The following is a 17,166-nucleotide window of genomic DNA, read 5'->3' on the forward strand; positions in this document are numbered from 1 at the left end:
CGATCGGGAAGGAGAGCGATATGTTCAACGCATTGGTCGTCGAGAAGGACGAGGAGAGCGGCAAGACATCCGCGGCGGTGAAGGAGATTTCGGTCGAGGACCTGCCACATGGCGAGGTTCTGGTCGCGGTCGACTATTCCACGGTGAATTACAAGGACGGGCTCTGCATCGGGTCGGGCGGGGGCCTCGTGCGCAAATATCCTCATGTGCCGGGCATCGACTTCTCCGGGACCGTCGAGGAGAGCCACGACGACCGCTACAAGCCCGGCGACAAGGTGGTGCTGACCGGCTGGCGCGTGGGCGAGGCGCATTGGGGCGGCTACGCGCAAAAGGCGCGGGTCCTGGCCGACTGGCTGGTGCCGCTGCCCGAGGGGCTGGACACGCGGTCCGCGATGGCCGTGGGCACCGCAGGCTTTACCGCGATGCTGGCGGTGATGGCGCTCGAGGATCACGGGCTGACGCCCGGCCACGGCCCGGTGCTGGTCACCGGGGCTGCGGGCGGTGTCGGCTCGGTCGCGACCGCGATCCTCGCGCATCTGGGCCACGAGGTGGCCGCCGTCACCGGTCGCCCCGATCAGGAGGACTATCTGCGTGGCTTGGGTGCCAGCCAGATCGTCGCCCGCGAGGATCTGACCGAGGTCACGCGAAAGCCGCTCGAGGCCGAGCAATGGGCGGGGTGCGTCGATGCCGTGGCGGGCGCAATGCTGGGCCGCGTGCTCAAACAGATGAAATACGGCACGTCCGTGGCCGCCATCGGCCTTGCCGGCGGGGCGGCGATCGAGGGCGCGCTGATCACGCCCTTCATCCTGCGCGGCGTCAACCTTCTGGGCATCGACAGTGTCATGCAGCCCTATCAAAACCGCCTACGCGCCTGGCAGCGGATCGCGCGCGATCTGCCGATGAACAAGCTCGAGGCGATGGTGCAGCCCGCCACCCTCTCGGACCTGCCCGCGCTGGGTCGTGACATCCTCAAGGGGCAGGTCAGGGGCCGCGTTGTGGTCGACGTGAACGCCTGAGCCTTGCCAAGCAACGCGCCCCCCGCTAGCCATGGGACAAGCGGGGGGCCAGGCATCATGGATACCGGGGTGGAGATCACCATCCGATACGCGCGCGACGCGGATTTCACCGCGCTGTGGCCTATCCTGCGCGGCGTGATCCGCGCCGGTGACACCTATACCATAGAGCCCGGCCTCACCCGCGAGGCGGTGCGCGATCTCTGGATGGAGGTGCCGCGCGCCACCTACGTGGCCGAGATCGCGGGCGAGGTTCTGGGCACCTATTACATCAAGACCAATCAGCCCGGCGGCGGCGCGCATGTCTGCAACGCGGGCTTCATGGTGAGCGAGGCGGCGCGCGGGCGCGGCCTCGCGCGGGCGATGTGCCTGCATTCGCAGGACGAGGCGCGCGCCATGGGCTACCTCGCGATGCAGTTCAATTTCGTGGTCGAGACCAATCGCGGCGCCATCGCACTCTGGGAGGATCTGGGGTTTGAGACGGTGGGCCGCCTGCCGCGCGCGTTTCAGCATCCCACCGAGGGCCTCGTGGATGCGCGGGTGATGTACAAGTGGCTCGCAGAGTGATCCGGGAACAGGCCGCCGCCCGGTCCTGCACGGTGACCCTCATGGCTTCGGCCACAAGGCCGTGGTGCGGGCGGCCGGACTTGAACCGGCACGGCCTTTCGGCCCAGGCATTTTAAGTGCCATGCGTCTACCATTCCGCCACGCCCGCTTGACGCCCCGCTGTCCTAGCGTCTGCGGGCGGCGAGGAAAACGCATTTCTTGAGACGGGGACCGCTCAGATATCCTCTTCGGCCCGTTCCAGCACCGGCAAGAGGTGCCGCTCGGTCAGCCACGGGTTGAGATCGAGCGCACGGCGCAACACCAGCGCCGCCTCGCCCGGACGCTCCAGCGCCATGAGCGTCATGGCATGGCCGGTGAGCGCACCAAGGTGCCGCGGCGAGAGCGACACCGCGCGTTCGAGATCGGGCAGCGCCGCGGCATAATCCTGCCGGATGAAATTGACAAAGGCGCGCTGGTTGTAGCCCTCGGCATAGTCCGGGCAATAGTCGATGAGCGCGTCGAACGCCGCCACCGCCCCGTCGAAATCGTAAGCCGCGCGGCGGGTCATCCCCTCGTCGAGCAATTCCTGCGCGTGGGCATCCGGCGCGTCGGCCCAGAGATCCCACATCTCGTTGGACAGCAGCCGTGCGTCGTGCTCACTCTCGGCGTCCTGCACGCGGTCAAAAAGCGTGTCGAGCGCCGCGCCGTGATCGGGCGGGGCAGGACAGGCGAGCGCGCCCACAGGTGCGAGCAGGCACAAGAGCGGGAGGGCGACAACACGTAGCATGGTCTTTATGATGGCATGCAGCCGCGCAAAATCAAATCACATCGCCGAGCACGGTCTCCTTGACCGCCTGCATCGCCACGTAGGTCGAGGTGCTGGCCACGTGTGGCAGGGTCGATATCGCCTCGGCCAGGACGCGGCGATACTCGGTCATGTCCTGCGTGCGCACCTTGAGCAAGTAGTCGAAACTGCCCGCGATGAGATGCGCCTGCTCGATCTCGGGGATTTTCGCCACCGCCGCGTTGAACGCAGCCAGCGCGCTCTCGCGGGTGTTGTCGAGCCGCACCTCGACGAAACTCACATGATCGAGCCCCAGGCGGATCGGGTCAAAGAAGGCACGGTAGCCGGTGATGACACCGGCCTTTTCCAGCCGCCGAAGCCGCGCCTGCGTGGGCGATTTCGACAGCCCGATCTCGCGCGCGAGATCGGTGACGCTAATGCGCCCGTCCGCGGCCAGCACCCGCAGAATCGCCCGGTCGAACCTGTCGAGATCGGAATGGTCATTCTGGCTCATGATTATCCCCGTGAAAGACCGGATCGATCTGTCAAACCACATCAAACAGGAAAAGTCACCCCTGAACAGGTGTTAACATGGTTTGGCAATTCAAGGGGGATCCCATGCCTTACGACACCGACACGCGCCGCGCCATCGAGCTTGAGACCTATGCCGATGAGCGTGTCGTTATCGACCGGCTGACCGCCGTGGCGGCGCTCTCGGATGAGGATCGCGCCCGCATCACGGCGCGGGGCGCCGATCTCGTGCGCGCCATCCGCGGACAGGCGAGCCCGGGGCTGATGGAGGTGTTCCTCGCCGAATACGGCCTCTCGACCGAAGAGGGCATCGCGCTAATGTGCCTGGCCGAGGCGCTGTTGCGCGTGCCCGACGCCGAGACCATCGACGCGCTGATCGAGGACAAGATCGCACCGTCGGACTGGGGCCGGCACATGGGCCATTCCACCTCGCCGCTGGTCAACGCCTCGACCTGGGCCTTGATGCTCACCGGCCGCGTGCTCAAGGACGAGGCGCCGGGCCTCGTGGGCACGCTGCGCGGCGCGGTCAAGCGGCTGGGCGAGCCGGTGATCCGCACCGCAGTGGGCCGCGCCATGCGCGAGATGGGCCGTCAGTTCGTGCTGGGCGAAACCATCCAGAGCGCGATGGACCGCGCGGCGGGGATGGAGAGGAAGGGCTACAGCTATTCCTACGACATGCTGGGCGAGGCCGCGCGTACCGAGGCCGACGCCACCGGCTACCACCTGAGCTATTCCCGCGCGATCACCGCCATCGCGAATGCCTGCACGAACGCGGACGTTCGCGACAATCCCGGCATTTCGGTCAAGCTCTCGGCGCTGCACCCGCGCTACGAGGTGGCACAGCACGAGACGGTGATCGACGTGCTGGTGCCACGCCTCCGCTCGCTCGCGCTGTTGGCGAAATCGGCGCGGATGGGGCTCAACATCGACGCCGAGGAGGCCGACCGCCTGTCGCTTTCGCTCGACGTGATCGAGGCGGTGTTCTCGGAGCCCGCGCTCGCCGGATGGGACGGCTTCGGCGTGGTGGTGCAGGCCTATGGCCAGCGCGCGGGCCACGTGCTCGATTTCCTGTACGACCTCGCGACGCGGCTCGATCGCCGGATCATGGTGCGGCTGGTCAAGGGCGCCTACTGGGATACCGAGATCAAGCGCGCCCAGGTGGCGGGCGTCGACGGCTTCCCCGTCTTCACCTCCAAACCCGCGACCGACATCAGCTATATCGCCAACGCGCGCAAACTGCTCGCGATGACCGACCGCATCTACCCGCAATTCGCCACGCACAACGCCCACACGGCGGCGGCGATCCTCGACATGGCCACCGACAAGGGCACGTTCGAATTCCAGCGCCTACATGGCATGGGCGAGGCGCTGCACGACATCATCCTGAAATCCGAGGGCACCCGCTGCCGCATCTACGCCCCCGTCGGCGCGCATCGCGACCTGCTGGCCTATCTGGTGCGCCGCCTGCTGGAGAACGGCGCGAATTCCAGCTTCGTCAACCAGATCGTGGACGAGAGCGTGCCCCCCGAGGAGGTCGCGCGCGATCCTTTCGAGGCGGTGAACGACCCCGTGCCGCACCTGCCCACCGGCCCCGAGCTGTTCCTGCCCGAGCGGCCCAATTCGCGCGGATTCGATCTGCGCCACCAGCCAACGCTGGACGCTATCGAGGCGGCGCGCGCACCCTTTGCCACCCAGGCCTGGCAGGCCGGGCCGATCCTTGCAGGCAAGGCCGATCCCCAACCGCCCGAGAAGGTCGAGAACCCCGCCGACCCGGCGGATACCCCCGGCACCGTGGCATGGGCCAGCCCCGGGGACGTCGAAACCGCGCTTGCCGCCGCCGCACCGTGGGATGCGTCTGCCTCCGAACGCGGGGTGATACTGAACAAGGTGGCCGATCTCTACGAGGAGAACCACGGCGAGATCTTCGCCATCCTGCACCGCGAGGCCGGCAAATCCATCCCCGACGCGGTGGCCGAACTGCGCGAGGCGGTGGATTTCCTGCGCTACTACGCGGCCAATGCCCCCGAGGGCACGCCCGTCGGCACCTTCACCTGCATCTCGCCCTGGAACTTCCCGCTCGCCATCTTCACCGGGCAGATCGCGGCGGCGCTGGCGGCGGGCAACGCGGTGCTGTCCAAACCCGCCGAGCAGACCCCGCTCATCGCGCATCTGGGCGTGAGCCTGATGCACCGCGCGGGCGTGCCGAAAACGGCGCTGCAGCTTCTGCCCGGCGCGGGCGAGGTGGGCGCGATGCTCACATCCGATCCCCGCGTGGGCGGCGTGGCCTTCACCGGCTCCACCGACACGGCGATGAAGATCCGCAAGACCATGGCCGACAACCTGCGCCCCGGCGCGCCGCTCATCGCCGAAACCGGCGGGCTCAACGCCATGATCGTGGACAGCACCGCGCTGCCAGAACAGGCGGTGCAGGCGATCATGGAATCGGCCTTTCAATCCGCCGGGCAACGCTGCTCGGCGCTGCGCTGTCTCTACGTGCAGGAGGATATCGCCGAAAGCTTTACCGAGATGCTGACCGGCGCGATGGATGCGCTCGTGGTCGGCAACCCCTGGGATCTCAGCACCGATTGCGGCCCGGTGATCGACGAGGAGGCGCGCGCGGGCATCGCCGAGCATATCCAGCAGGCGCGCGCCGAGGGCCGCCTGATGCACGAACTGAAGACGCCCAACGCCGGCACCTATATCGCGCCGACATTGATCCGCGTGAACGGCATCGCCGATATGGAGCGCGAGATCTTCGGCCCCGTGCTGCACCTCGCCACCTACAAGGCGCGCGATCTCGACCGGGTGATCGGGGCGATCAACGCCACCGGCTACGGGCTGACATTTGGCCTCATGACCCGGATCGACGACCGCGTGCAGCACGTCACCGAAGCCGTGCACGCAGGCAACATCTACGTCAACCGCAACCAGATCGGCGCCATCGTGGGAAGCCAGCCGTTCGGCGGCGAGGGCATGTCCGGCACCGGGCCAAAGGCCGGCGGGCCGCATTACCTCGCGCGCTTTTCGGCCAACCCCGCCTCGCAAGAGGGCGAGAAATGGGACGCGGCGATGCCGGTGGCATCGGTGCAAGAGGCGCTCGACCGCGCCAACGCCGCGCCGCACGGCCCACGCGAGGCGCTTGTCCTGCCGGGGCCGACGGGTGAATCGAACCGGCTCACCACCCATCTGCGCGCAGCACTTCTGTGCCTCGGGCCGGGCAAGGAGGCGGCGAAGGCGCAGAAACAAGCGGTGGAGGCGCTCGGCGGCGTCGCGGTTGCGGCCACGGGCCGGGTGGATCCCGAAACGCTCGTCACGCTGGGCGGGATGTCCGGCGCACTCTGGTGGGGCAACGAGGCAGACGCCCGCGCCTACGCGGACGCGCTTGCGCGCCGCGCGGGGCCGATCCTGCCGCTTGTCACAGGGATGCCCGACCTGGGCCACGCCCTGCTCGAGCGGCATGTCTGCGTCGATACCACCGCGGCGGGCGGCAACGCGGCGCTTCTGGGCGGCATGTCCTGACGGCAGGGCTGGGCCCCGAAATCTTCAAAAGATTTCGCACCGCTTTCCCAGCCGGGCAAAGCGCGCTAGCTTTCGCCCATGTTCCCGATCCGCGATCACAACCCGTCGGGCTCGACCCCTTATGTCACCTGGGCGCTCATCGCGCTCAACGTGGTCGTGTTCCTGAGCTACTGGCAGCTCTTCTCGGACGAGCGCGCGCTCAGTCTGTTCTTTCGCGAATGGGCGATGATCCCGGCCCTGGTTACGGCACGGGGCGAGTATGCGGGGCTGTTCACCTCGATGTTCCTGCACGGCGGGCTGATTCATCTCGCGGGCAACATGCTGTTCCTGTGGATATTCGGCGACAATCTCGAGGACCGGATGGGCCACCTGCCCTTCCTCGCCTTCTACCTCGCCTCGGGATTGGCGGCGGGGGCCACGCAGGTAATGGGCGCACCGGGCTCGATGGTGCCGACGGTGGGCGCATCTGGGGCGATCGCGGGGGTTATGGGGGGCTACATGCTGCTGTTTCCGCGCGCGCGGGTCGATATCCTGATCATCATCATCTTCTTCGTGCGCATCATCACGATCCCGGCGGCGCTGGTGCTGCTGCTGTGGTTCGCCATCCAGGTGGTCGCGGGGCTGGGCAGCGATCCGGACATGGGCGGCGTGGCCTACTGGGCCCATGCCGGCGGCTTCGTCGCTGGTATAATCCTGACACTGCCGGTGTTCCTGCGGCTGGGCGGGCCGCGGTTCTGGGCGCTCCATGACGGAGTGCCGCCCAACCCCGGGACACGCTACCGCTTTCGCCGCACGCCCATACCGCGTGTCGGAAGACGCCGATGACCGCCCCGCTCAAGGCCACCTGCCATTGCGGCGCAGTCGAGCTGCGCCTGCGCCCGCTCAACCCGGGCCTCGGCGATGCGCATCGCTGCGACTGCAGCTTTTGCCGCCGGCGCGGCCCGGCCACGATCAGCGTCGCCTTGGGCGATCTGGAGATCGTGAAGGGCGCCGGGGCGCTGACGCTCTACCAATGGGGCACCGGCACGGCGCAGCACTGGTTCTGTAGCCGCTGCGGCATCTACACCCATCACCGGCGCCGGTCGAACCCGAACGAATACGGCGTCAATCTCGGCGCGATCGAGGGGGTAAACCCGCGCGAGTTCGACCCCATCCCGTGGGAGGACGGCGTCAACCACCCCTCCGACCGCTGATCCTTATCCCCGCTCTGACACCCCGCCTCAGCCGCGCGCCGCGCGGATCAGATCGAGGATATCGCGCGCCGCGTCGGGGATGTTGGTGCCGGGCCCAAAGATCGCCTTGACCCCCGCCTTTTGCAGGAACTCGTAATCCTGCTGCGGGATGACCCCGCCGCAGATCACGATGATGTCGCCCGCGTCGCGCGCGCGCAGCGCCTCGATCAGCTTGGGCGCCAGCGTCTTGTGCCCCGCCGCCTGGCTAGAGATTCCGACCACATGCACATCGTTGTCGATGGCATCCTGCGCCGCCTCGTCCGGCGTCTGGAAGAGCGGCCCCACATCCACGTCAAAGCCGATATCGGCAAACGCCGTGGCGATCACCTTGGCTCCGCGGTCGTGCCCGTCCTGTCCCATCTTGACCACCAGCATGCGCGGCCGCCGGCCCTCGTCCTCGGCGAATTTCTCGACATCGCGCTGGATCGCGGCGAACCCCGCATCGCCCTCGTAGGCCGCGCCATAGACGCCCGCGAGCGTCCGTACTTCGGCGCGGTGCCGACCGAATTCCTTTTCCAGTGCCATGCTGATTTCCCCCACAGTGGCGCGTGCGCGCGCGGCCTCGACCGCCGCATCCAACAGGTTGCCGCCCTCGACCGCGCGGCGAGTGAGCTCATCGAGTGCAGCATCGCACGCCGCCTGGTCGCGGCTGGCGCGGATGCGTTCCAGCGCCTTGATCTGGCTGTCGCGCACCTTGACGTTGTCGACATCGAGAATGTCGATCGGGTCTTCTTTATCCTTGCGATACTTGTTGACGCCGACGATCACCTCGTCTCCCCGGTCGATCATCGCCTGCCGCGTGGCCGCCGTCTCCTCGATGCGCAGCTTCGGCATACCGCTCTCGACCGCGCGGGTCATGCCGCCCATCTCCTCGACCTCCTCGATCAGCTCCCACGCCTTTTCCGCGAGGTCATGTGTCAGCTTTTCGACGTAGTATGAGCCCGCCAGCGGGTCGACCACGTTGGTCACGCCGGTCTCTTCCTGCAGGATCAACTGCGTATTGCGCGCGATCCGGGCGCTGAAATCCGTGGGCAGCGCGATCGCCTCGTCAAGCGCGTTGGTGTGCAAGCTTTGCGTGCCGCCCAGAACCGCGCTCATCGCCTCATAGGCGGTGCGCACCACGTTGTTATAAGGGTCCTGCTCCTGCAAGCTGACACCGGACGTCTGGCAATGGGTGCGCAGCACCTTGGATTTCTCGGATTTCGCGCCGAACTCAGTCATGATCCGGTGCCACAGCAGGCGCGCAGCGCGAAGCTTGGCCGCCTCCATGAAGAAATTCATGCCGATGGCAAAGAAGAACGACAGCCGCGGTGCAAAGCGGTCCACATCCATCCCCGCCTCGATCGCCGCCTTCACGTATTCACGGCCATCAGCCAGCGTGTAGGCCAGCTCCTGCACCAGGTTCGCGCCCGCCTCCTGCATGTGGTAGCCCGAGATCGAGATCGAGTTGAATCGCGGCATGTGCTCGGCGGTGTAGCCGATGATGTCCGACACGATCCGCATCGAGGGCGCAGGCGGGTAGATATAGGTGTTGCGGACCATGAACTCTTTGAGAATATCGTTCTGAATGGTGCCCGAGAGTAGCGCCTTGTCGTGCCCCTGCTCCTCGCCCGCGACGATGAAACTGGCCAGCACCGGGATCACCGCGCCGTTCATCGTCATGCTGACGCTGACCTTGTCGAGCGGGATACCGTCGAACAGGATCTTCATGTCCTCGACCGAGTCGATGGCCACGCCCGCCTTGCCCACATCGCCCTCGACACGGGGATGGTCGCTGTCATACCCGCGATGGGTGGCGAGATCGAAGGCGACCGAAACCCCCTGCTGCCCGGCGGCCAGGTTGCGCCGGTAGAAGGCGTTCGATTCCTCCGCCGTGGAAAACCCGGCATATTGCCGGATCGTCCAGGGGCGGCCGGCATACATCGTCGCCTTGACGCCGCGGGTAAAGGGCGCCTGCCCGGGGATGCTGCCCATGTGCGGCAGCCCCTCGACATCCTCCTCGGTGTAGAGCGGTTCGACCGCAATCCCCTCGAGCGTGTGCCATGTCAGGTCTTCAAGCGGGCGGCCCTTCAGTTCCGCCTCGGCCAGTTCACGCCAGGTGTCTTTCTTCGATGCCATCGTCTTGTCCTCTTGTCGGATGACCGTCGCGCGGCTGTATCTCCGCGTTCAACGGTCCGGTTTCCCCGGCCAGTCGTGCCAGCCCGTCCGCCCCGGCGCGCAGCCAGAACAGATCGTCGTCATAAGCCTCTTTCAGTGCGGCGGCCTGCGCCGCACCGAACGGGTACCATCGCCCGATGCCACCGGGCAGGCGCGCGGCATCGCCGCCCCGGCGCGCCACGGCGCGGCGCAGCGCGGGCAGGTCGGGCGCGCGGCCCAGCCATGCGGCGGCCTCGTGCCCATGTCCGGTGTCGGCCTCGCCCGTCATCAGCGCCAGACGCGCGGCAGGGCGATCAGCGAATTGCTCGTGCGGCAGGATCACGATCTCGACACCCGGCAGCGCGCAGGCCACGTCCGCGATGACATCGCGCCATTGCCGACCTCCCGTCACCAGCCGGTCGAGATCCCCCGCCGAGGGCAGCCGGTGGCCACGCGCCACCGCATAGGCCAGAACCGAGGCCCACCACGCGTCCTGCGCCCGGATCGACAGCACGGCGCGGGTGATCCGCCCGCCGAAGGCATCGCCGAGGCGCGCCATGCGCTCGCCCGCCCCGGGATAGAGCCGGTGACGCCGCAGGCAGGTGCGCGGCGCGCCGATCATGTTCTCGTCGCTGACCACGAGCCGCGTTACGCCCGCCTCGCACGCCCGCGCGACACGCAGGGCAATCCGCCCCCGGGCGCGCGCGGCCCGCGCCGCGTCGGAATGGTCACCCGGCGCCGGAATTACCCCGGCCAGCAGCCCGTCGCGGGTGACCGGCGGCCCCCAGAACGCCAGCCCGTGCGCGGCGAGCGCCGCTGTCTGCGCCTGCGCATGGCGTTGAAGGCTCGTGGTGGCGGTGCGGTGGGCTCCGAGGTGAAGAATGATATCCATGATCGCGCGCGTCCCTTGCTGCCCGGCGTCCGGTCGCAGGATGCCACCAACACGTGAGCGCGGGATTAACCGCGTCGTTTTTTCCCAATGCGGCCAAACGGGCTTCGCAATCCGGCGCGATCCGCCTATATCTTGCCGGACAGGAGATCGCATGAAACCGTTACTCGCCCTTGTTTTGCTTGCCTTCGCAGCGGCCCCCGCCGACGCACAAGACACTGCGCCGGAGACCGACACGTCCCTGATCGTCCCCGCCGAAGAGGTCACACCGGACGAATTGCTCTGGATCAAGCGACCGCTCGTGGTGTTTGCCGACACCCCCGCGGATCCGCGATATGCCGAGCAGATGGGATACATCACCGACCGGATCGACGCGCTCGCCGTGCGCGACGTGGTGGTGATCACCGACACCGACCCCGCGGCGCGCTCGGAATGGCGGCAGAAGCTTCGGCCGCGCGGCTTCAACCTCGTGCTCGTGGGCAAGGACGGAGAGATATACCTGCGCAAGCCCGCGCCGTGGCAGGTGCGAGAGATCGTGCGCTCCATCGACAAGCTGCCGGCGCGCCAGCGCGAGATGCGCGAGGGAACGGCGGGGGGAAGCTGAGCGCGCGCCATCGCTCAGCCCTCCCCCATCGCCACGACGAGCAGCCCCTCGCCCGGCATCATCAGCAAGAGCGCGCGGCGCGCCCCGTCCCAGGCCAATACCGTCTCTCCGTCATCGAGCGCATGGCGAAACACGCTCTCGCTGCGCGCGTCCATGCAGGCCCGCGCCTCGATCCCGGCACGGCGCATCGCCATGCCGGTTTCGCGGTGGTGGTTGGCCATCGCCACCAGCGCCGCATCCGCCGCCTGCCCCGGAAAATCGAGCGCCGCCGCCCCCCGTCCCGCGATCTCGCGGCGCATCTGCGCCACGTCGCGGGTAACCGGCAGGGCCGATTTCACCTCTGCGTTCACCACAGAGTAGAGCCCCACGGCACAGTCCCGCCTTGCCTCGAAGGACAGCGTCTCGCCCAGCGCGAACCACTGCCCCAGCCACACCCGCTGCGCCGCCTCCTGCTCGCGCTGACAGGCGGCGAGGATGACCAGCGCGGCAAGACAGGCCACCGGGACGGGATTATGGCGCGGGGCGCGGGTCATCCCCTCACTCGAACTCCATGATGACCTCGTCCACCGCGAGGCTGTCGCCGGGCGCGGCGTTGACGCATGAAACCACGGCCTTGCGCTCGGCGCGCAGGATATTCTCCATCTTCATCGCCTCCACGGTGCACAGCGCCTGCCCCTCCTGCACCTCGTCACCCTCGGCCACGTGGACCTTCACGATCATGCCGGGCATCGGGCAGAGCAGCATCCGCGACGTATCAGGCGGAAGTTTCTCGGGCATTAACGCTGCCAGTTCCGCCTGCCGCGGCGTGCGGATATTGACCTTGAGATCGGCCCCGCGGCTCCGGATGCGGAAGCCTTGCGTGATCTTGCCCACCTTGAGAACCAGCGGGCTGCCGTCCACGTCAAGCCGCGCGAGTTGATCGCCGGGCGTCCAGTCGCTTGTGACGCGCAGGATGGCACCATCGTCGAAGCGCACGCTCGCGCCCTCCCGGTCCGCGGAGACGGTGACCGGATAGCTCTCGCCCTGAAGGCTCACCACCCAGTCCTCGCCGACGTGGCGCTCGTGGTTGTCCATCCGCCCCGAGATGCGCGTGCGCCGGATCTCCGCCACCCGGTGCATCGCCGCCGTGCTCGCCGCGATCCGGCGCAGCACACCCTCGGGCAACTCAACCCCGTCGAAGCCGTCGGGATATTCCTCGGCGATAAACGCGGTGGTGATGTCGCCCGAGACGAATTTCGCATGATCCATCACCGCGCTGAGGAATGGCAGGTTGTGCCCGATCCCCTCGACCTCGAAACTGTCGAGCGCCACGCGCATCGCCTCGATCGCCTGCGCACGGTCGGGGGCCCATGTGCATAGCTTGGCGATCATCGGGTCGTAATACATGCTGATCTCGCCGCCCTCGTAGACGCCGGTATCGTTGCGCACCGCGGTCTCTCCGCTCGGGGCATCGCCCTGCCACTTGCCCGTCTCTAGAAGCGGCCCGGCGGCGATTTCCTGCGGCGGGCGATAGCGCGTGAGCCGCCCGATCGAGGGCAGGAAGCCGCGATAGGGGTCCTCGGCATAAAGGCGGCTCTCCATCGCCCAGCCCTTGAGCGTCACGTCGTCCTGCGTGATCGACAGCTTCTCGCCCGCCGCGACGCGGATCATCTGCTCGACGAGGTCGACGCCGGTGACAAGCTCGGTCACCGGATGCTCCACCTGCAAGCGCGTGTTCATCTCGAGGAAAAAGAAATTGCGTTCACCGTCGACGATGAACTCCACCGTCCCGGCGCTGGAATAGCCCACGGCATGGGCCAATGCGACCGCCTGCTCGCCCATCGCGCGGCGGGTCTCTTCGTCGAGGAACGGGCTCGGCGCCTCCTCGATCACCTTCTGGTTCCGGCGCTGGATCGAGCACTCGCGCTCGCCCAGGTAGATGCCGTTGCCATGAGCGTCGCACAGCACCTGTATCTCGATGTGGCGCGGCTGGGTGACGAACTTCTCGATAAAGATGCGGTCGTCGCCGAAACTGCTGGCCGCCTCGTTCTTCGAACTTTGAAAGCCCTCGCGCGCCTCCTCGTCATTCCACGCGATGCGCATGCCCTTGCCGCCGCCTCCGGCGCTGGCCTTGATCATCACCGGATAGCCGATCTCGCCGGAAATCTTCACCGCCTCGTCGGCGTCCTCGATCAGGCCCATCACGCCGGGCACGGTGCTCACCTCCGCCTCCTGCGCGATCTTCTTGGAGGTGATCTTGTCGCCCATCGCCTCTATCGCGCGCACCGGCGGGCCGACAAACGCCACGCCCTCGGCCTCCAGCGCCTTGGCGAACTTGGGGTTTTCCGACAGGAAGCCATAGCCCGGATGCACCGCCTCGGCGCCGGTCTTGCGAATCGCGTCCATCACCTTGTCGATGACGATATAGCTCTCGTTGGCGGGCGAGGGACCGATATGCACCGCCTCGTCGGCCATCTGCACATGCAGCGCCTGCGCGTCGGCATCGGAATGGATCGCGACGGTGGCGATCCCCATCTTGCGCGCGGTCTTTATCACCCGACAGGCGATCTCTCCCCGGTTCGCGATCAGGATTTTCTTGAACATTCCTCGTCCCTTCCTCTAGCGGTTCCAGCCCGCGCGGCGGGGCGCGCAGACAGTGTCACATTCCGATAACGAATTTGTAACGAAAGATTTATTATCAATTTTTTTCAGGTGCTTACACATTTTCGTAGATCACCTTGACGTGAGGGGCGCGTGACCAAACCGCTTGGCATTGTGGGACAGGCCGCCTGTGCGACGCGGCCTGCGGGGCGCGCAGCGTGCCCGCCTGACACCACAACCGGGAGGAGACCACCCCATGAAACGACACGTCGCAATGGCCCTTGCGCCATCCGCGCTGCTGGTGGCAATCCATGCCGCCCCCGCCTTCGCCGAGAGCGACGCGGAACTCAAGCAACAGGTGCGCGCGCTGACCGAACGTGTGAACGAACTCGAGGATCGCGGGCACGTCAACCTGCCCGCGGGCACGACACTCACCTTCGGCGGTTACACCAAGCTCGACCTGATCTACGATTTCGACCAGGGACAGGGCGACACCACCTTCGTCCCCGGTCTCGCGATCGGCGCGCCCGATGGCGGTGGCTTCGATGCCCATGTGCGCCAGACGCGCCTCAACTTCCGCACCGATACCCAGACCGACAAGGGGCCGCTCACCACCTTCGTCGAGATCGACTTCTTCGGCACCCGCGGCAACGAAGTCTTCAGCAACTCGCACAGCCCGCGCCTGCGCCACGCCTATGGTCGCTGGAACGGCTGGACCGCGGGCCAGACCTGGACCACGTTCATGCCGATCGAGGCCTACCCCTCGACGGTCGATTTCCAGGGCCCGTCGGGCATTCCCTTCATCCGGCAGGCGCAGCTTCGCTACACCTTCCCGGCGGGCGCGGGGCTCGATGTCTCCGTCGCGCTCGAGAACGGCGAATTCTCCGGTCGCGGTGTGGTCGGCGGTGCGACCGTGCCCATCGGCGAGACCATCGGCGGTGCCTTCTCGGGCAACAACTCGGATTTCGACCAGTCGCCCGACCTCGTGCTCGCGGCCAAGTGGCAGCAGGATGACACCCTCCTGCGCGGGGCGTTGGTACTGCGCGACCTCGAAGCCCCGCGCCAGATGGGCGGCGACAGCGATACCGGCTGGGGCATCAACATCGCCGGCGGCGCGCCGCTCTGGGCGGGCGGCCGGATCGTCGGCTCGTTCACCTATGGCGACGGCGTGGGCCGGTACATCATCGACGGCGCCGGGCAGGATGCGTTCGTCGATGCCACCGGACGGCTCAACACCATCGAGTCCTACGGCGCCACCGCGCAGGTGTCGCACGATTTCTCCGAGAAACTGACGGCGGGGCTGTCTTACGGCTTCTACTCGGTCGAGGACACGTTCGCGCCCACCGACAGCGACCAGCACCAGACGGTGCACGCGTCGATCTTCTACAAGCCGGTCGATCGCATGACCGTCGGCGCAGAATTGAGCTGGGTCGAGCGCGAGCTTGTCAGCGGCGCCTCGGAGGACGCCACGCGCCTGCAAACCTCGGTTCAGTTCAGCTTCTGAGCCACGGACACCTGCACCCGCAAAAAGGGGCAGCCCGGCGACCGAACTGGCACCGGACTGCCCGCAAGAGGGGACACCATGGACCAAGCGCCGAAATGGCGCGCTCGGGGAAAGACGATCCATGGCTCCAAAAAGACTGTCAGCGACGGGGACCCGGGCCAAGCCCCGCATCACACGCGCCCCGCACTCGGCATGCGACCGCCGGAAACCGGCCCGGCTGCGCGAGACTCCGCCGATCCCGGCCCGACTCATGGCGCATCCCCACCGTCGAACACCTCGGGAAAGCTCTGCCGGGCAACGCCCAGGTCAAGTACCAGCAACGCCTCGTAACTTTTCGGATCGAACGGATCATCTGCGGGCTTGATTTCGCGCCCCAGCAGCCAGCTCAGCCGTCCGGCATCGAGGTTACCCCGCTCAAAGGGCTGGTCGCCGAAATGCTCCCAGATGGCGCGCAGGAACTCGGTATCGGCACGCCTGTCGATTGGCTTGCGGTCACGATAGCGCTCGCGCGCGATGAGCGGCGTGATCCCGCGCGGGTTGCCCCGCCTGATTGTGAACTGGTAGTCTGTTCCTGCAAGACGTCCCGGAAAACCGCGATGTTTCAACATGTTGCACCTCCAAAGACGCAGAGGTGCGGCACGTTTGGCAGGTGTGGCGGGACGGACGATACCGCCCGTCCCGCCGTCAGCCCGAAGGGCTTACTTGTACTTGCCGGTCTGCTCCGGCTCGGTCGTGACCGGCTCGACCACGACGAATTCTTCCTCGGCCGGCTGTGCGCACGCGGCGACGACGGCAACGAAGCCAAGGGCGAGAACGCTCTTGAGGGTCTTGGACATGTAATACTCCTGTCTCTCGTGTCTTCGGTTGATGGCGCGTTCGGGCACAATGCCGAAACCCGCCACGTTGGCGAGGTAAAGGTCGCTTGGGCGCAACCTGGGACAACGCTAGCGGAAATCGAGCGATTTGAATACATTGAATGCGCGATCCCACGCGCATGTGTCCCCAAAGACGCACCCCGCCAAAGGCCGGTCCATTTGCTTAAGCGATATCGCGACGACATCAGAACATCTCCCATGTACAACGGCCATTCTCGATCCGGTAGGCCTCGAAGACCTGCGTGACCGTCTCGTCGTAGACGCCGAATTCCGACTCGCGGTCGGCCAGCGAAACAACCACCTGCCCGGGCTGCGGGCCGATATTCGAAATCCGGGGCAGCGCGTGCGTCTCGCACAGCCACACAAGATCGCCGGAGATGGCATCGAACCGCTCCGCCCCGGCCGTGAACCCACCGGCGACATAGCGGAACCGATAGATCAGCCCGCCGCCAGAGGGCCGGTTGCTCACCACCTCGAAGAGCCGCGCCTCCAGCCCCGAGGGCAGCCGCAGCGCCTCCTCCTGCGCTGCGGCTGCGGGGGCCTGCGCCAGCAGTACGCTCGCGGCCATGCCCGCCAGCGGCCTCATCCGCCCACCCCCGTCCAGCGCGCCACGCGCGCCGGATCCTGGAACAGCGCGGCGATCCGCGCCTCCGCTTGCGCCCGCGCGAACCGGCCCGCCACCGCGCCGCCCGCGCGCACATGCAGGCCGCCAGGCACGCGCCACACCCGCACCACGGGGGCAAAGCCGCGCAAGTGCCGCAGCGCCCGCCACATGTCCTGCCGCAACCGGTGCGCGACACGGGCGCGCGATGCCTCTGGCAACCGCCCCTCGACCGCCAGATCGAAGCGCGCAGGCCACCGCCGCGCCAGCGTCAGCGCGCCGTCCTCCTCGTGGGTCAGATGCCATCGGTCGCGGGCCATGTCCTGCGTCTGTCCTTGCTTCTTCTTGGTTC

General features: G+C 67.2%; 17 protein-coding genes and 1 tRNA gene. 7 read left to right on the plus strand and 11 right to left on the minus strand.

What is annotated here, in order from left to right; genetic code table 11:
- Positions 1-20: 20 nt before the first annotated feature.
- Positions 21-1,016 carry an acryloyl-CoA reductase gene (acuI, locus tag AC13D8_RS17890; protein ID WP_482969969.1) on the plus strand — a complete coding sequence of 332 codons (996 nt, stop codon included), beginning with the start codon at positions 21-23 and terminating at the stop codon, positions 1,014-1,016.
- Positions 1,017-1,073: 57 nt separating this feature from the next.
- On the plus strand, positions 1,074-1,580 hold the full coding sequence (locus tag AC13D8_RS17895; RefSeq protein WP_482969970.1) for a GNAT family N-acetyltransferase: 507 nt from the start codon (positions 1,074-1,076) through the stop codon (positions 1,578-1,580).
- A 62-nt stretch (positions 1,581-1,642) separates the two neighbouring features.
- Here AC13D8_RS17895 and AC13D8_RS17900 read toward each other — a convergent pair.
- The 3 genes from AC13D8_RS17900 to AC13D8_RS17910 form a co-directional block, all read right to left on the minus strand.
- Positions 1,643-1,728, minus strand: a tRNA-Leu gene (locus AC13D8_RS17900).
- A gap of 66 nt (positions 1,729-1,794) precedes the next feature.
- On the minus strand, positions 1,795-2,346 hold the full coding sequence (locus AC13D8_RS17905; protein ID WP_482969971.1) for a tetratricopeptide repeat protein: 552 nt from the start codon (positions 2,344-2,346) through the stop codon (positions 1,795-1,797).
- Positions 2,347-2,377: 31 nt separating this feature from the next.
- Positions 2,378-2,857 (minus strand): Lrp/AsnC family transcriptional regulator, encoded by a 480-nt coding sequence (locus AC13D8_RS17910; RefSeq protein WP_104019287.1) that lies wholly within the window; start codon positions 2,855-2,857, stop codon positions 2,378-2,380.
- 104 nt (positions 2,858-2,961) lie between these two features.
- Here AC13D8_RS17910 and putA point away from each other — a divergent pair, with 104 nt between their 5' ends.
- The 3 genes from putA (at position 2,962) to AC13D8_RS17925 (ending at position 7,586) form a co-directional block, all read left to right on the plus strand.
- Complete coding sequence (gene putA, locus AC13D8_RS17915; RefSeq protein ID WP_482969972.1) at positions 2,962-6,393, plus strand: bifunctional proline dehydrogenase/L-glutamate gamma-semialdehyde dehydrogenase PutA; 3,432 nt, start codon at positions 2,962-2,964, stop codon at positions 6,391-6,393.
- A gap of 78 nt (positions 6,394-6,471) precedes the next feature.
- Complete coding sequence (locus tag AC13D8_RS17920; protein ID WP_482969973.1) at positions 6,472-7,218, plus strand: rhomboid family intramembrane serine protease; 747 nt, start codon at positions 6,472-6,474, stop codon at positions 7,216-7,218.
- Entirely contained in the window at positions 7,215-7,586 is a 372-nt protein-coding gene (locus tag AC13D8_RS17925; RefSeq protein ID WP_482969974.1) for a GFA family protein, read from the plus strand. Before AC13D8_RS17920 ends, AC13D8_RS17925 begins: the two co-directional genes overlap by 4 nt.
- A 27-nt stretch (positions 7,587-7,613) precedes the next feature.
- Here AC13D8_RS17925 and scpA read toward each other — a convergent pair whose 3' ends face one another.
- On the minus strand, positions 7,614-9,743 hold the full coding sequence (gene scpA, locus AC13D8_RS17930) for a methylmalonyl-CoA mutase (protein ID WP_482969975.1): 2,130 nt from the start codon (positions 9,741-9,743) through the stop codon (positions 7,614-7,616).
- Positions 9,715-10,653 (minus strand): hypothetical protein, encoded by a 939-nt coding sequence (locus AC13D8_RS17935; protein ID WP_482969976.1) that lies wholly within the window; start codon positions 10,651-10,653, stop codon positions 9,715-9,717. The genes scpA and AC13D8_RS17935 overlap by 29 nt, the downstream gene beginning before the upstream one ends.
- 151 nt (positions 10,654-10,804) lie before the next feature.
- On the opposite strand from AC13D8_RS17935, the gene AC13D8_RS17940 reads away from it, so the two are divergent.
- Positions 10,805-11,254: a DUF4174 domain-containing protein gene (locus AC13D8_RS17940; protein WP_482969977.1), complete on the plus strand. Its 450-nt coding sequence runs from the start codon at positions 10,805-10,807 to the stop codon at positions 11,252-11,254.
- 14 nt (positions 11,255-11,268) lie between these two features.
- Here AC13D8_RS17940 and AC13D8_RS17945 read toward each other — a convergent pair whose 3' ends face one another.
- The gene (locus AC13D8_RS17945) at positions 11,269-11,787 is read right to left on the minus strand and encodes a hypothetical protein (protein ID WP_482969978.1); all 519 of its coding nucleotides are present in this window, start codon (positions 11,785-11,787) and stop codon (positions 11,269-11,271) included.
- 4 nt (positions 11,788-11,791) lie between these two features.
- On the minus strand, positions 11,792-13,837 hold the full coding sequence (locus AC13D8_RS17950) for an acetyl-CoA carboxylase biotin carboxylase subunit (protein ID WP_482969979.1): 2,046 nt from the start codon (positions 13,835-13,837) through the stop codon (positions 11,792-11,794).
- Between the two features lie 253 nt (positions 13,838-14,090).
- On the opposite strand from AC13D8_RS17950, the gene AC13D8_RS17955 reads away from it, so the two are divergent.
- Positions 14,091-15,338 (plus strand): DcaP family trimeric outer membrane transporter, encoded by a 1,248-nt coding sequence (locus AC13D8_RS17955; protein WP_482969980.1) that lies wholly within the window; start codon positions 14,091-14,093, stop codon positions 15,336-15,338.
- Positions 15,339-15,586: 248 nt separating this feature from the next.
- Here AC13D8_RS17955 and AC13D8_RS17960 read toward each other — a convergent pair whose 3' ends face one another.
- The 4 genes from AC13D8_RS17960 to AC13D8_RS17975 form a co-directional block, all read right to left on the minus strand.
- Positions 15,587-15,946: a hypothetical protein gene (locus AC13D8_RS17960; RefSeq protein WP_482969981.1), complete on the minus strand. Its 360-nt coding sequence runs from the start codon at positions 15,944-15,946 to the stop codon at positions 15,587-15,589.
- Positions 15,947-16,036: 90 nt separating this feature from the next.
- On the minus strand, positions 16,037-16,174 hold the full coding sequence (locus tag AC13D8_RS17965) for a hypothetical protein (protein ID WP_164989188.1): 138 nt from the start codon (positions 16,172-16,174) through the stop codon (positions 16,037-16,039).
- A 223-nt stretch (positions 16,175-16,397) separates the two neighbouring features.
- Complete coding sequence (locus tag AC13D8_RS17970; protein WP_482969982.1) at positions 16,398-16,781, minus strand: DUF6497 family protein; 384 nt, start codon at positions 16,779-16,781, stop codon at positions 16,398-16,400.
- 14 nt (positions 16,782-16,795) lie between these two features.
- Positions 16,796-17,134 carry a hypothetical protein gene (locus AC13D8_RS17975; protein ID WP_482969983.1) on the minus strand — a complete coding sequence of 113 codons (339 nt, stop codon included), beginning with the start codon at positions 17,132-17,134 and terminating at the stop codon, positions 16,796-16,798.
- Positions 17,135-17,166 lie beyond the last annotated feature (32 nt).

The organism is Roseovarius sp. B-10 (genome assembly GCF_056859295.1).